The sequence below is a fragment of the Pseudomonas sp. yb_2 genome (assembly GCF_043103905.1).
Classification (GTDB): Bacteria; Pseudomonadota; Gammaproteobacteria; order Pseudomonadales; family Pseudomonadaceae; genus Aquipseudomonas; species Aquipseudomonas alloputida.
The window spans coordinates 38,971-54,561 of the sequence record NZ_JBICKH010000052.1; the positions used below are offsets into that span (position 1 = coordinate 38,971).

Annotated in this window: 10 protein-coding genes; 4 read left to right on the forward strand and 6 right to left on the reverse strand. The window is 62.5% G+C overall.

The window, feature by feature from the left end; translation table 11 throughout:
• Nucleotides 1-166: 166 nt before the first annotated feature.
• The 4 genes from ACF8FB_RS12165 (at nucleotide 167) to ACF8FB_RS12180 (ending at nucleotide 3,474) form a co-directional block, all read left to right on the forward strand.
• Nucleotides 167-907, forward strand: a complete 741-nt coding sequence (locus ACF8FB_RS12165) for a response regulator (protein ID WP_014591607.1) — start codon at nucleotides 167-169, stop codon at nucleotides 905-907.
• The gene (locus ACF8FB_RS12170; protein WP_392511389.1) at nucleotides 904-2,190 is read left to right on the forward strand and encodes a sensor histidine kinase; all 1,287 of its coding nucleotides are present in this window, start codon (nucleotides 904-906) and stop codon (nucleotides 2,188-2,190) included. Before ACF8FB_RS12165 ends, ACF8FB_RS12170 begins: the two co-directional genes overlap by 4 nt.
• Before the next feature lie 163 nt (nucleotides 2,191-2,353).
• Nucleotides 2,354-2,971: a ferric reductase-like transmembrane domain-containing protein gene (locus tag ACF8FB_RS12175; RefSeq protein ID WP_392510378.1), complete on the forward strand. Its 618-nt coding sequence runs from the start codon at nucleotides 2,354-2,356 to the stop codon at nucleotides 2,969-2,971.
• Between the two features lie 14 nt (nucleotides 2,972-2,985).
• Nucleotides 2,986-3,474: a DoxX family protein gene (locus ACF8FB_RS12180; RefSeq protein ID WP_350297646.1), complete on the forward strand. Its 489-nt coding sequence runs from the start codon at nucleotides 2,986-2,988 to the stop codon at nucleotides 3,472-3,474.
• Nucleotides 3,475-3,508: 34 nt separating this feature from the next.
• On the opposite strand, the gene ACF8FB_RS12185 is transcribed toward ACF8FB_RS12180, so the two are convergent.
• The 6 genes from ACF8FB_RS12185 to ACF8FB_RS12210 form a co-directional block, all read right to left on the reverse strand.
• Nucleotides 3,509-4,204 (reverse strand): DUF2063 domain-containing protein, encoded by a 696-nt coding sequence (locus ACF8FB_RS12185; RefSeq protein WP_392511390.1) that lies wholly within the window; start codon nucleotides 4,202-4,204, stop codon nucleotides 3,509-3,511.
• A complete protein-coding gene (locus ACF8FB_RS12190) occupies nucleotides 4,197-5,030 on the reverse strand; it encodes a DUF692 domain-containing protein (RefSeq protein ID WP_010953353.1) in 834 nt (277 codons plus the stop codon). The genes ACF8FB_RS12185 and ACF8FB_RS12190 overlap by 8 nt, the downstream gene beginning before the upstream one ends.
• Nucleotides 5,031-5,104: 74 nt before the next feature.
• Nucleotides 5,105-5,596 carry a hypothetical protein gene (locus tag ACF8FB_RS12195; RefSeq protein ID WP_049587597.1) on the reverse strand — a complete coding sequence of 164 codons (492 nt, stop codon included), beginning with the start codon at nucleotides 5,594-5,596 and terminating at the stop codon, nucleotides 5,105-5,107.
• A gap of 174 nt (nucleotides 5,597-5,770) precedes the next feature.
• A complete protein-coding gene (locus tag ACF8FB_RS12200) occupies nucleotides 5,771-6,322 on the reverse strand; it encodes a DUF4174 domain-containing protein (protein WP_049587595.1) in 552 nt (183 codons plus the stop codon).
• A gap of 228 nt (nucleotides 6,323-6,550) precedes the next feature.
• Nucleotides 6,551-11,044: an NEL-type E3 ubiquitin ligase domain-containing protein gene (locus ACF8FB_RS12205; protein ID WP_392511391.1), complete on the reverse strand. Its 4,494-nt coding sequence runs from the start codon at nucleotides 11,042-11,044 to the stop codon at nucleotides 6,551-6,553.
• 97 nt (nucleotides 11,045-11,141) lie between these two features.
• The gene (locus ACF8FB_RS12210) at nucleotides 11,142-15,563 is read right to left on the reverse strand and encodes an NEL-type E3 ubiquitin ligase domain-containing protein (protein ID WP_392511392.1); all 4,422 of its coding nucleotides are present in this window, start codon (nucleotides 15,561-15,563) and stop codon (nucleotides 11,142-11,144) included.
• Nucleotides 15,564-15,591 lie beyond the last annotated feature (28 nt).

Consider the following 15,591-nt stretch of genomic DNA (forward strand, 5'->3'; position numbering starts at 1 on the left):
ACCATTTCACGTCAGCCAGGTATCCCGCATGTGTCGCCCAACGTTGTGATGTGCCTCCTGCTGTATCCCTACCCGTGCCAGATACACTGCAATACAAACTCCCGCAGGCAAGGGCGAACGCGCTCGGTACACTGCGCCCAACCCCCTTTGCACAGGAACCCAGCGCATGGAACACGTCGATCACATCCTGATCGTCGACGACGACCGCGAGATCCGCGAACTGGTCGGCAATTACCTGAAGAAGAACGGCCTGCGCACCAGCATCGTTGCAGACGGCCGGCAGATGCGCGCCTTTCTCGAAGCCAACAGCGTCGACCTGATCGTGCTCGACATCATGATGCCTGGCGACGACGGCCTGCTGTTGTGCCGCGAGCTGCGCGCCGGCAAGCACCGCAATACGCCGGTGCTGATGCTGACCGCCCGCAATGACGAAACCGACCGCATCATCGGCCTGGAAATGGGCGCCGACGATTACCTGACCAAACCGTTCTCGGCCCGCGAACTGCTCGCCCGCATCAACGCCGTGCTGCGCCGCACACGCATGCTGCCGCCCAACCTGACCATCAGTGAAAGCAGCCGCCTGCTGGGTTTCGGTCAATGGCGCCTGGACACCACCGCGCGCCACCTGCTCGACAGCGAAGGCACCCTGGTGGCCCTGAGCGGCGCCGAGTACCGCCTGCTGCGGGTGTTCCTCGACCACCCGCAGCGGGTGCTCAGCCGCGAACAGCTGCTTAACCTGACCCAGGGCCGCGAAGCCGACATCTTCGACCGCTCCATCGACTTGCTGGTCAGCCGCCTGCGCCAGCGCCTGGGTGACGATGCCCGCGAGCCCAGCTGCATCAAGACCGTGCGTAGCGAGGGCTACGTGTTTTCGCTGCCGGTGCAATTGCTCGAGACCCCCTCATGAAATGGCCGCGCACCCTGGCCTCGCGTCTGGCGCTGATCTTCTTCACCGGCCTGGTGTTGGCTTATGGTCTGTCGTTCGGCCTGCAGGCCTACGAGCGCTATATCAGCAGCCGCTCGATGATGCTCAGTAACCTCGAACAGGACGTGGCGACCTCGGTTGCCATCCTTGACCGCCTGCCCGCAGCCGAGCGTGCCGCCTGGCTGCCACGCCTGGAACGGCGCACCTACCGCTATCGCCTGGACCAGGGCCTGGAAGGCGAAGCGATGCCCAGCAGTGACCCACCGATGGCCGCCGCGTCGATCGTCAAGGCCATTGGCAGCGACTACCGCCTGACCTTCCTGGAAATCCCGGGGCCCAATGCGCACTTCCAGGCGCACCTGAAGCTGGCCGACGGCGCGCCACTGACCATCGACGTGACGCCAGCACCGGTCCCGGTAGCCCGTTGGTTGCCCGTGGTGCTGCTGATTCAGCTGGCTGTGCTGTTGCTGTGTACCTGGCTGGCGGTACGCCTGGCCATCGGCCCGCTAACCCGTCTGGCCCAGGCAGTGGACAACCTCGACCCGGACCAGCCCGGCGTTCAACTGGATGAAAGCGGCCCACGCGAGGTGCGTTACGCTGCCGTGGCCTTCAACGCCCTGCAGGCGCGCATTGCTGCCCACCTCAAGGAACGCATGCAGTTGCTGGCGGCCATTTCCCACGACCTGCAAACCCCGATCACTCGCATGAAGTTGCGGGTCGAAGTGATGGATGAGGGGGTCGAAAGGGACAAGTTCGGGAGCGACCTGGATGAAATGGAACACCTGGTGCGCGAAGGCGTGGCGTATGCCCGCAGCATGGACAGCAGCACCGAAGCGACCTGCCGGGTCAACCTTGATGCCTTTCTCGACAGCCTGGTATTCGACTACCAGGACAGCGGCGCCCAGGTCGAGCGCCACGGCAGCAGCGATACCCTGCTGGAAACCCGCCCGCATGCGCTGCGCCGGGTACTGGTGAACCTGGTCGACAACGCCCTGAAGTTTGCAGGTGCTGCCGAGCTGCAAGTGTCGCGCGAGGGCAGTGCCACCATCATCCGCGTGCTCGACAACGGGCCAGGGATACCCGTTGACGAACTGGATGAAGTGCTCAAGCCGTTCTACCGGGTGGAAGGTTCACGCAATCGCAGCACGGGTGGCACCGGCTTGGGCCTGGCCATTGCCCACCAGCTGATCCGGGCCATGGGGGGCCGGCTGACCCTGAGCAACCGCGAACAGGGCGGGTTGTGCGCGCAGATCGAACTCACCTGAAGTGCGATCGTTGGCAGGAACGGCCTTGGATCTCGATCGGGCCGCTCCTGTAAAGCGCGAGGTCGCCTCTACAAACAGATACACAACTGCATCCCCCTGACACACTGCAGATACCCCGCCTCGAGACACTCCCGGTCACACAACCACACCCCGGGAGTCCCTGATGAAAGCCCTCACCTTGCCCTCCGGCTGGAAGCTGTTCGCCGCCCTCGCCGGCCTGACCTTGGCGATGACCGCCATAGTCCTGGCCAGCCAACCCGACCCAGACGGCTTGCGCAGTGCCATTCGTGCCACCGCACGTAGCTCGTTCGCACTGTTCCTGCTGGCATTCCTGGCCTCGTCGCTGGTGACCTTGCTGCCTGGCACAGCAAGCCGCCGCATCCTTCAGGAGCGACGCTACCTGGGGTTGGCATTCGCGTTCTCCCACACCGTGCATGGCGTGCTGATCTATCGCTACGCCCAGCAATTCCCCGAGCTGTTCTGGGCCGGCCGCACGCTCACTTCCAGCCTGCCCGGCACGGTCGGCTACCTGTTCTTGCTGCTGCTCACCGCCACCTCGTTCAAGGCCCCCATGCGGCTCTTGGGCGGCCGTGCCTGGCAAGCGCTGCACAGCAGCGGCATGTGGGTGCTGGCTGCCGTGTTCTGTCTGTCGTTCTACAAGCGCATCCCCATGGGGGGGGGGTACCCGCTGGCGTTCGCCCTGATGTTCAGCGCCATCGCCGTCAAGCTCACCGCCAAAGTGGCCCGTAAACAACGCCGCAGCACCCGCGCCCTTGCCTGAAGAGAGCACCGCACATGACGACCTTGACCCGTACCCTGACCACCGTTGATCGCCTCGGCAGCTGGAGCGCCGACGTGCCATTACGGGTATTTCTGGCCTGGGAGTTTTTCGAATCCGGCCTGGAGAAATTCAACGGCAGCAACTGGTTCGCCGACCTGCAGTCCAGCTTCCCGTTCCCCTTCAACCTGCTGCCCGCGGAGCTGAACTGGCAGCTGTCGATGTGGGCCGAGTTGGTACTGCCGTTGCTGCTGTTGCTGGGCCTGGGTACCCGGCTGGCATCATTGGGTTTGATGGTGGTGACCGTTGTAGCGATAGTGGCAGTGCACTGGCCGGCGCACTGGTCGGGCCTGGCGGAACTGGCCCAAGGCTATGCCATTACCGACCAGGGCTTCGGCAATTACAAGTTGCCGCTGATCTACCTGGTGGCGTTGCTGCCACTGCTGCTCAAGGGCGCCGGGCGCCTTAGCCTCGATCATTGGCTGGGCATGCGGTTCGGCAGATGAGGATCGGGGGCTGCTGCGCAGCCCCCCAATGCCTTCAAACTGTTCCGACAATGACACCCTGCTCGCGCAATACCTCCAACAATGCCAACCCTTGCTGCACATCCCCGCCCAATGCCTGCAGCCGCTCTCTTCCGGTCCCCTGCTCCACCAGCAACCGATACGCCATAGGTGCCAACCGGGCAAAGCGCACCTGCAACCGGGCATCGCGATAAACCAGCAACAAGCTCGGCGATGCTGGGGCAGCCGTTGGCTGGTAGTCCACGCCAATGCGTTCCACCGGCCAACGATAGGCCAGGACCCGCGCCACACAAGACAACAATGGCTCTCCAGCCAGCAGGTCACCACTCGGGTCATGCGCCGGGTCCTCGGCATCGCTCAGGTACAGTTGCGCCTCGACCCACTCATAGTGCGCCAGCTCCAGCTGCCAAGGGGTGTCCAGCGCCACATGTTGCAAGTAGTCGACGAACGTCTCGGCAATTTCGGTAAACAAAGGCGTCTGGCAACGGTAACTGGCGTAGAAATCACGTACTCGGGCATGCCAGCGCTGCTCGCCCAACGCCTGGCGCATCACCGGGAAGTTGCCAGCCAGCAAGCCTTCGATGGCGCCATAGAACAACTCACGGTAAACCTTCAGGCGCCGGGCCTCGACGCCGGGCGGCGGGGCATGGCGCTGTGGGTCGCGCAGGTGACGGGCCAAGGCATACTGCTGCGCACGCAGGGTCTCATTCATCTGCTTGCCCTCCGGCAGCGCATTGCACGGCACGCATACGCGCCGTCTCGGCCAACAGTTCGGCCAAGGGCGGATAGTTGAAATCACGTTCAAGCACCGTCGGCTGTACGCCAAAGCGCGCACAAGCGCTGGCGTACAGCGCCCAGACATCCTCCTTCACGGCTGCCCCATGGGTATCCACTTTGAGGTCCGGCGCTTCATCGTAATGCCCGGCAACGTGCATCCCGGCCACGCGCGCCTGAGGCAAGCCTGCAAGGAATTGCTGGGCGTCGTAGCCATGGTTGCAGGCGTTGACATAGACATTGTTGACGTCCAGCAGCAGGTCACAATCTGCTTCTTCGAGCACCGCCTGGATGAAGTCGAGCTCGCTCATCGCCTGATACGGCGCGGCATAGTAGCTGATGTTCTCCACGGCAATGCGCCGCTCCAGCTGCTCCTGAGCCTGGCGTATGCGCGCGGCCACATGGCGTACGGCTTCATCGGTGAACGGGATGGGCATCAGGTCGTACAGGTGCCCGTCATCACTGCAGTAGCTCAGGTGCTCGCTGTACAGTCGCACCTGGTATCGGTCGAGAAACTGCCGGGTCTGCTCGAGGAAATGGCGGTCCAGCGGCGCACTGCCACCCAGCGATAAAGACAACCCATGACAGGTGACAGCAAAGCGCTCCGCCAACTGGGCCAAGCCCTTGCCATAGGCGCCGCCCACGGCAATCCAGTTTTCCGGCGCACACTCGAGAAAGTCCACTGCACCCGCCTCCATGGCCAGCAGTTCCGGCAACAGGCCGCGACGCAAGCCTAGGCCAACGTTCAACATCGCAGGAAACATAAAAGTTCTCCAACAGGCACAACGCCCCACCTGGCCAGCAGGAGGAGCGTTGTGGCGTTTCATGGGGTAGAACGTCAGGGTTTGCCGGTCAGGTGGCTGAACAAGCCATCCGGCATGGCTTTGCCATTGGCCTGGTAAATCGCCTTGAGGTGATCGGCCGCTTCCTGCTCGGAGATGAAACCGTCATGGTTGCGATCGATCGTGTCGAAATCACCGGCACGGTCCTTGGCCACCGCCAGAAACTCATCGCGCGAGACCTTGCCATCGTGATTGCTGTCGGTTTCGGCGAACGAGGCGTCACCACACTTGCCTTCACCACACTTGCCCTCAGCCCCAGCCTTGGCGCCGGCGCCGCATTTACCCTCACCGCACTTGCCTTCGCTTTGGGAAGCCTTGCCGCTCCCCCCGCACTTGCCCTCACCACACTTGCCCTCGCCGGCCACTTTGGCCGAGGCCAGTTGGTAACCTTGAGCCAGCGGCTCGACGGCGAACGCACTGTTGCTCAATGCCATGCTGCCGATCAGGGCGGCGCCGAGCAGGCCGAGGGTGTTTTTTGCTTGAGTCATGATGCAGCTCCACTGGGGTTGGAAAGTGGAGCCATTAGGCCGTTGCGGTTTGTCGGGGATGTATCGTGCCAGGCGCGCTTTTGTATGGCAGTAGGTCTGCAGCACAGGCAGATACAGTGCGATACACACCACCCGGCAACGGGCCCCAAGGTGCCTTGGGGCCATGAGGCGTGATCAGTCTTCCAGCGGTTTGGGCGGGGCCGCTGGCTTGGCGGGCTTGGCCGGCTTGCTGTCCTTTTCCTTGGCTTGCGGGGCCGCCGCTACGGGCTCGGGTGCCGCCACCGCCTTTTCGCTGGCAGGCAGATCATCGACCGCCTTGAGGATCACCTGCGGGTCGATGGCCTCGCCGGTGTCGTCGTCCTTGAGCATGTGCCGCTCACCGTCCTTGCCCACCAGAATCACCTTGGTACCCTTGCTCGCCCCCAGCTTCAGTTCCCGAATCAGGGCCATTGTGGTCTGCTGCTCCAGGTTCTTGTCTTCTCGCTTGCCCATCATGTTGGCGACGCTGTACAGGACAAGGTTGCGCTCCTTGAACGCGGCCTGGGTGGCCGGGTCCTCAAGCGCCTTGTTCAGCCCTCGCAACGTCGGGTCGGCACTGCTGGGAGCGATAACCACCAATGGCCTGGCCTTGCCCAGTTCCTTGGCTAGAGGCGCATCACTGTCTGCGGCAAACAGGGGGCCGGCAACAGCAAGCAAGGTTGCGAGGGTCAGTGACCGGACAAGCATGCGTATCTCCTTATTGTCTCGATAAACCAATGACTACAGATCACGGAGAAAAATCCGACAGGGAGCCTAAACCACTTCATTCCAGAACGGGGTGTGTAAAAGTAACTGTCGATTTCCGAGCCATCTGAAGCCAAGACTACGGCGCTGGTACAAACCACATTCAGCTTGATTGAGCATAGCCCAAAGCCGCTTTGGCAGGGCCGGGCAAGCCCTTACCCTGAGCGCATGTCAACGTACATCGATCGATGGCCCCTTGGGTCCCATTTCCATCGCTTGAATCGTCAAATCCAGCATCAGCCCTCTGCGTGCAGCGCGCTGAGCATCACGAATGGCATCCGCCTGGTCGATCATGGCCCCTTCGCTCAGCGCTTCGTCGTCAAGGACCCTTTCAAGCTGCCTTCTGAACGGCAGGTCGACCGCAGCGAATCGCTCAGGGTGGGAACGTTCCAGATGCGCCTGCCAGAATTCACGGTCAACCATGGAGCGGGCAACCTCTTCCGGGGTTTCTGCATCCCGCACCGCAGCCTCTGCTTGTGCAAGGTCCGCATCCAGAACGCCTGAGATCGCAAGAAAGCTCATTTCTCCCACCTGCAATGGCAGGTCGAGACGCTCCCTCAGCCCGATCCTGAAAGCCAACCCCACCTCGCTTCCTTCCAGCGCCCTGCCATGCTGTAGCGCCCATCGGGTAGCGAACAGGTCTACTGCATCCTGGCGCCATAAACGCCTGCCCAGGTCTAGCAAAGCGCGTTCGCTTTCTCCTTGAGCCGCGTGCTCAACCTGCCAAACCAGCAAGTTCAGTTCAAGGTTACTCAAGCACCAGGTTGCACCGTCCTGGCACCCCCACTCATCATTGGCCACCGACAGCAAGTTCTGCCGCAGCTCTGGCGTAATGGCCATCGCCTGCAGTACCGCCATGACCCGATTGCCCAGTGCACGCGCATTGACACGAAAGTCTTCGGACAGCAACAACTGGCGAAGCACCCGGAAAAAACGCTCGGCGTCCTGCCCTGAATCCAGCGAGTCCCAGGCAGCAAGCATCAAGCCGCGATGCTCCGGGGCCACGGCATCCCCCCATACTTCACGCGCGTGCTGCAGCCGCAGAAGCACTTGCTCCTCGTCGAGGGCAGGATCGTCGCTGCTCAACGAAGCCTGCAAGCGTAACGTCTGGGCCTCGCCCAAGGGGTTCGCATTCAAGCGGAACCGCCGCCGCTGCCACACGGGCAACTGGTAGAAACCCTCTGGAATGTGTCTGATCCGGTTATCCCGCAAGTCAATGGATACCAACTGAGCGTTGTCGAACACGCCCAGTGGAAACTGCGAGATCTGTGTGTCGCGCAAGTTCAGCCAACGCAATTCAGCCAAACCCGCCAACGTGAACCGGCTCCCCAGGGGGTTGTGGGACAGGTCGAGAGACTGCAGGCTCGTGCAACTGGCCAGTGTGGCGGTTTGTGCGATGTTCAGGACGATCCGGTTGTTGGTCAGGCTCAGATGCCGCAGCTGCGCTATCTGCAGCAACGGCTGCGGAAGGCGCGTCAACAGGTTCCCTCCCAGATCGAGGGTCTGCAGGTTAGGGAAAGCCAGCAATAGGCTGCTGGGCACCTCCAGAAGGTCAAGGTGCAGCAGCGACAGGCTGGTCACACCTCTGAAGCTGACCTGTGGGGGTATGTTGGGCAAGCCGCTCGATCTGAAATTGCAGAACATGACGTGGAGGTTTTCCTGTGCATTGATTTGCAGTTCCCCCACGCCCACCGACCGCCGCCAGCAATTGAACAACGTCTGGCGTAGAGCCTCTCGATCTTCCCTGACATCGCCCTGCCCTCGTGCCACCCAGGTATTCAGTGTCATGCGCAGGATGGCGAACTCATTGCGAAGGTCAGCCAGTACGTGTTCAATCTGATGCCCTGAACGCCTGGCGTCATCGGCGAAGGTCTCGACCTGCTCATCACTCAACCACGGAAAGAGATCGCGCAGCGTTGCCCTCAGGGCACTCCCCCTTGATGCAAAACCCCCTACTCCGCCACCACCCAGCGGATAGCCAATACGTCCATCGGCCAAGCGCATGGGCCCTCGGGCAGCACCTGGGCGTACCGCGCCAAGCAAACGACTGATCTCATCACGATGGCGTGCCGCTTCGCGCGCCAGTATCACCCTGAGGTTGTGCGCGAATGGATCGCCGATCCCCATCGCCTGCCGTTGCGCTTCGGTATAGGCTGACGCCATGACATCGAACAACTCGCCTGCCTCACCCAGCGCCGTGCCCTGGCTGCCATGCAGTTGAAACCTACCGTTGACGTGCACCAGATCGAACGCCCGCGGCCCTTGCTCGGTCTTCGCCAGTATCGGCCCGCCCAGGGAGCCTTCGTACAGGCGCCAGCGCACACCTTGTTCGCTTCCGGGTAGATACCGCAACAAGCCCAAGGCCACCCGTGCCAGGTCTGCATGCTGCGGCGTATCAAGGTACAACGCTTCAAATACCCGAGCCTGGCGGGTAGCCAGCACGCTGCCCCTTGCCGCCTCGGCCAGCCCCAGTGCAACCCTTCCGCTGGACAGCAGCCGCATGCGATCAACGCTGCTGGCGGCCTGTACCAGTGCTTGCGCAGTGCGCGCGCTCAGCCCCGGGAACACCCGGCGCAGCGCCGCGCTGCCGGGGGTGTCGCTGGGCTGCAAGGCTTCGAAAAGGTGCTGCAGCAGTGTTCGGCGCTGCGTCCAGGCCAACGCGGCCAGTGCCTGATCTGTCAGGCCACTCGCACCTGGCAGGCGCCGAGCGTGATCGAGCACTGTTGTATCTGCTACCGGCTCGCCGCTGCGCAGACGGCCAATCATGCTGCGGATGCGTTGATCAAGCCTGACCCGCGCCACGCTGTCGATCATCCCGGGGCTCGGTGCCTGGGCGTGTACATGCAGGCCACGCAGGTCGTCGCCATCAAGGCCGTGGAACAGCAGAACCTGATCGATCTGTTCGTCATTCAGCCCACTGAAGGGCTCGCCCAGACGCCGGAACATGCGGTATCTGTCGGTCCATCGAGCCGGTTGCTCGCACCACAATCGCCAGGCACCAGAGCCGTTATGACGCAGCAACGGCCCGTGGCCGTCGACCGGATACAACTGCCATTGATCATCACCCGCCTCTGTCACGCGATAGTGATGCCCGTCCATTTCGATCCAGGCCAGCCCGTCCTGATGCCGAATACCCAAGGCGTCCGGGCTTAAGGCTTCAACGGGTGCCTGGCTTTGAAACGGAGTCACGTCTTGTTGCCAGAGTTTCTCTGTGCCGTCCTCCAGCCGAGCCGGCACCAGGGCATCGACCTTCGCAGAGCGTGCCCAAACCCGTCGAGCCACACCCACCCCGGCTACCGTGGTCGCGAGCACAGCAAGGTCTGTCGCCACATGGGTCAAATGGTCGAGCGCCTCCTGGCGATCGCCTTCCTGCCAGGCCTCGACGCCATGGTAGACCTCGCCCAGCAGTTCGCAGGCCGTCACGGCCAGCAGCGCCAGGCCAACCCCAGGCACAAAGAAACTGGCCAAGTTGAGCAGCGCCCATCCTTCAGCGGCAAGGCGCAGGTCATGCTGGCGCTGAACCTCACGATCCAGCCTGGCCACGGGGACCGCGATCATCGCCGCATCGTCCTTGATCTGGTGGATATGTGCCTGTGCCAGGCTGATGAACAACGGCTGCGGGTAAGCCTGCAAGCGCGGTTCGAGATCGCGGAAAGCCCAGCTCGGCAGGTCATCGAAGCGCTCCGCGACCTGGGCGAAAAAAGCCTGGCTGTCTCGCCGCAGCACGAAGCGGCTGAAGAAACGCTGATAGGCCTTGTCTCGCAAGCAACGGCCCAGTTCGCGGTTCAGTTTGTCGACGCTCTCGAACGCGCGCCAGGGCGAAAAAGGGTCCCCAGGCACGTAAAGCAAAACCCGCCGCGTCGTGTTGAACAGGACGCCCTGCTCAATGACAACGAACACGGTGACCTGCTCAATCTGGCAACCCAGCAATTTCAGTTGCCTGGCCAGCACAAGGTCGCCCGCCAGGCGCGGCAGCTCCCCCTTCTCGCACACAGCCACCATCACATTGAGTTCGCTGGCATCCAGCGTTCCCTCCTGCCTGGCTTTGTAGGCGTCCACAAGCATGGTGTAGCGCCTGGCATCTACAAGCTGAGACACCAGGCGCTCGGCATTGCCAGCGGGCGTGAGGATGGCATCCAGATGACGTTGATAGCGCTCACCCAGGTCCAGCTCACGACACAGTCCGGCAAACTCGATGCTTGTAGGGGGTTTGACCGTGCCGTGGCGGGGAAGCAGCAGGCGGTTACCGCGCGGCTGGCCACCTTCCTGCGCCTGGGCGGCCGTGAAGTTGCGCAATGCCACTTCGAGCAGCGGCTTTTCTTCATAGACCACGGCCGTCAGGTGCGCGCCCACCGGCTGACTGTTGATCACAGCTTCCCGGCGGCCCTCCAGGAACCTGAGCAAGTGCGGGTTACGGCCAAGCCCATAACGCTCGTCGAGGGCCTTTCCCAGGGCTGATGCGACGAAACTGTCGAGGCCTTCGATGCCTCGCAGCACCGTGTTCACTTGCTCACAGCAGCGAAGGCTGTTTGACAATGCCCTGCCGATCTCAGGCAGTTGCTCAGCAGGTGCATGACGCAACCAGGGTGGCAGGCGCCTGCCGATGATGCCGTCCTGGAAAGCATCGATGGCGGCCTGCGCATCTGACGGCAAAGTGGTGTCCATAGCGGGGGCCTCTTCATGAAAAGAGGCCAGACTAAGTTGCCTGCTCCCCGCCAGGCGCTATATAGCTAATGCCTGCGCTCAGACAACCGCCAACCCGCTAGCTGAGCGGACGCTGCACCGTATTCCGGTCCAGCGCCTCCAGCGTCAACTGCAGCAACACCGCATGCTCGCGTTGCTGGTTGCTGGTCTGCAGCCGTGCGATATCCTCTTCCCGATTTCCCAACGCCATCAGCCGTTCCAGTTCAGCGTGCATGGAGGGTGGCACTTGCAAGCGAACCGGGAAAGTCTTGTGCAGGTAATCCTGCCAGAACCACTGGCGTGACAGGTAATCAGCAATGCCCTCCCGGGTCTGTCGCGCCAGGACCCTTTCACGGGCCAGGAGAAGGTCCTGGTTACTCAAGGCAGGGATCCCTGCATAGAGCATTTCATCGGGTTGGCCAGGCAAGTCCAGAGACTTGCGCAAGCCGATTCGATAGGCCAAGGCGAATTCGATCGATTCAGCGCCCGCCCCCACCCGATAAGCATGTTCAGCGGCAATTTGCTCAAGCACCGCCAACCGCCACATCCGGGCACCGAGCTTCAGCAAGGCCCGCTCAGGCCGGGCAGATCCGCTGTGCCTCGTGCGCCATATCATCACTCGCAGTTCCAGGTCGGCGAAACGTGCGGTGGCGTTATCCTGGCAACCGGTCGCAGCTGCGTGCTCGAACAGCTCTTGCCTGAGGACATCATGCTCAGACATCGCCTGGAGCATGTCGAACACACGGGCCGCCAACGCGGATGCAGTCGATGAGAAACTGAAGGCGCCGGATTCTGTCAGCATCGACAGGGTATTGAAAAACTCTTCCGATTGCTGCTCGGCCTCCAGATGGGCCCACAGTGCAGCCATTTCATCTCGACGTTCGCCAGGCAACGCATCCAGAATACGCAACCGGTAAGGCACGCGACTGGCCTCAAGCAAATGCCAGGTTGAAACCCCGTCATGCGCGCCCCCCAGCGGATTGCCGGAAAGCTCGACCCTGCCCGAACGCCACAACTGCGACTGATGAAAACCCTCGGGCAGTTCAGAAATACGGTTGTCGCTGAGGTTCAGGGTGTGCAGTTCTGGCGCGTCCATCAGCCCGTAGGGAAACCCGGGCATCTGGGTGTTTGACAGGTAGAGGGCATTCAGTTCGGTCATTGCCTGGACGGAAAATGCCCTGCGCAACGGGTTGTCCGAAAGGTTCAGGTACACCAGGGACCGGCAATCTGCCAGGACCAACGCCTGGCCTTGGTCGAGCGTGATCTGGTTACCAGACAAGTCGAGTACCTCCAGCTTCTGGGCAAGCATCAAAGGCAATGGCAAACGCGTGAGTCGGCAATGGGTGATTTCCAGGTTGCGCAAGTTGGGAAACGCCCGCAGAAACTCGTCCGGAACGTGCTCCACGCGCATGGTGCGCAAGGCCAGGATCGAGACGTGGGGAAAGCCCACTTGCGCGGGCAGGGCCGGCAGATGGCGCAAGCGGCTGATGGTCTGGGTCAGCATGAAGCGCCCGTCGTCCAGTGCTGCTTGCCCTTGCAGTTCCGGCACAAGACAGCGCCAGCAGTTGATCAGCCCCTTCCTGAACTCACGCCGGGCGGCCAGTTCTGGTGACAGCAAGGCACTGCGTGCCCACTGGGTCAAGTGCCTTTTGAGCACCCCATATTGCTGCTCCAGCATGGATAACCTGGCCTGCGCGTCACTTGAGGCCAACCAGCGCCCGATCTGTTCGTCGGTAAAGGCCGGGTACAGGTCTCGCAACCGGGCCTGAAGCGCCCTTGGCCTGTTTCGCCCTAACGCCCCCCAGAGCCTGCCGCCCGCCATGGGGTAACCAATCCGGCCATCAGCAAGACGTTGCGGCGCGAGAAACGAGCCGCTCGGCTGTTCCAGCCTGAGCAGGTTCACCACGGTCTGGCGTTGGTCGAAAGCCACGTTGGTCAGCGCCTGGCGCAACGCAGGCACGAAGGGCTGGCCTTGGCCGATGGCCGCTTGCGATGCGTCGTCATAGGCTGCTGCCAAGGTCTCGAACAACTCCCCCCTCTCACCGGCAACCGTGTGCGTTGGGGCACGCAGGCGGAACAGCCCATGACGATGAAGCAGGTCGAACGTCTGCGCCGATCCCTCGACCGTCAGTAACGGCTCGCTGGCATCACCGTCGTACAATCGCCACCCCGGCCCGGCAGCCCCCGGCACATGCACCAGCAGATTCAGGACCACACGCGCCAGGTCGAGGTTTTGCGGCGTATCGATGCACAGCGCCTCGTACACCCGCGCCATTCGAATCCGCGCAACCTGCAACCTTGCTGCCTCGGCCATCAGCAACGGCACACGCCCCGTCTCACGCAAAAGCTGCAGGTCATCCTCGCTGGCATCGCGCAGCACCTCATCCGCGGCCAAGCGGTGCAGGCTGGCAAAGTTCTGTCGTAAGAGGCGGCCAGTTTCAGTGTCGGGATTCTGCTCTTCGTACAACGCCTGAAGCAGTTCTCGTCGCCCGGCCCAAGCCACATCGGCCAACGCTGCTCCTTCCTTGCCGGCGGCTTGTGGAAGGCGCATGACCCGCTCCAGCAGTTGCGGGTCTGCGGTTACACCGCCCTCGCGCAACTGGTTGACCAACGTACCAATCCTGCCGGCGAGCCGCACGCGCGTGACGGTGTCGAGCAGCGCGGCCTCCGGCGGTCGGCCATACACATGCCATGCCCGCAGATGCTGATCATCCAGGCCATGAATCGCCAGCGACCGGTCGATCTGCGCATCGTCGAGGTCGCTGAATGACCCGCCCAGGCGGCGGAACAACTGGCGTGTGTCGCCCCACTCGGCGGGCTGTTCGCACCACAGCCGCCACGCACCGGCCCCATTGTGACGGAGCTGCGGCGCATAGCCCTGGTAAGGGAGCAATTGCCACTGTTCATCGTCATTGTGCCAGGTCATCTCATACCAGTGCCCGTCCATGCTGATCCAGCGGCGCTCGCCAACACGGTGCACACCCTCCATGTCCGGCACCGCCGTGTCTGGCGGGCTTTCGCAGCGATAGGGGCCGAGGTCTGCGTTCCACAGTTTTTCCTCACCGTTTTCCAACTGCGCCGGTACCAGGTTGTCCACCACACTCCAGGCGCGTCGGGCCGTGGCGACTACGGCAACGGTTGCCCCGACAGCCAGCAGCCCTTTGCCTACATTCAGCAGGTGCGCCAGCGCTGCATTGCGCTCGTTTTCCTGCCAGTCCCCTACAGCCTGGAACGTCTGCTCAAGCAGTTCCCAGGCCATCACCCCCAACAACACCGCGCCGATGCCAGGAACGAAGAACCCTGCAACACCCAACAGGGTCCAGCCTTCAGCACGCAAACGGCGGGCGTGTTCGGCCTGGACCTCGCGATCAAGCAAGGCCACGGGCGGCGCGATCATCGCAGCATCGTCCTTGATCCGCGCGACCCAGTCGTCAGCAAGGTGTTCGAACAATGGCAGGCGATAGGCGAAGGTCTGCTCATCGAGGTCCCGGGTAGCCCAGCTGGGCACGTCATCGAGGCGCTCACTGACGGCCGAGAAGAATCGCTGGCTATCGCGTCGGCGCACGAAGCGGTTGAAGAAGCGCCGGTAGTCATCTTCGCGCAGGCGTTTGCCAAGCACCCGGCGGGCATAATCTTCCAGGTCGCTGCGCACGCTCCAGGGGCCGTGCGGGTCACCCGGTACATAGACCAGCACGCGCTTGCTGGTGTTGAACAGCAAGCCTGCGTCGATCACGTCCAGCACGACGATTTGCTGCAAGCGGCAACCGAACACCGCCAACTGGCGTACGCGAACCGAGGCGCCTTCGAGCTTGCCGAGCGTGTCCTTGGTGCACAGCGCCACCACCCACTGCAGTTCGTCTGCGCTCAATATGCCCTGCGCCCTGGCCTGCAGGGCATCCACCAGCATGCTGTAGCGTTGCCGTCGCGTCAGCAATCCCCTGACTTCGGGCTGAAGTACCGAATCCAGATGCGCCTGGTATTTCTGCCCAAGATCCAGCGCTCGACACAGCCTGGCGAAGCCCGGTGCAGACAGTTCACTACGCCTTGCGCCGCGCACATCGACCAGGCAATTGCCCTGTGGCTGGTCGCGCTGCTGTTCTGCGGTGAAATTGCCCAAAGCGGCCTCGAGCAGAGGAATGTCGTAGTAGTCGCTGCCGACAACCGGAAACCGACTGGTTACATAATGGATCGTGTGTGAGGGAAAGGTGTACCACTGGCGAAAGTACAGGCGATCGACATCAAGGTCGCCGTGGGCACCGAGCGCTTGCTGCAGCAAGGGCCGGGCAAATGCATTCAGGTTGCTTAGCCGCGCCAGCGCTGACGCCAAGCCTGCACGGCAGGCCAGCAGTTCAGGCAGCGCCTCGCTCAGCAGGGTGAATTCGGCCATGCTCAGCCGCTTCATCCAGGCCGGCAGCCGCTGTGCGATGTAGTGGTCCTGGCATGCTTGTGCCATGGCAAGGGTATCGACCGCAGCCGATGGTTGACGGCTATTGTTCTGCATCTCTGCCTCCGCGACGACATGGAGGGCC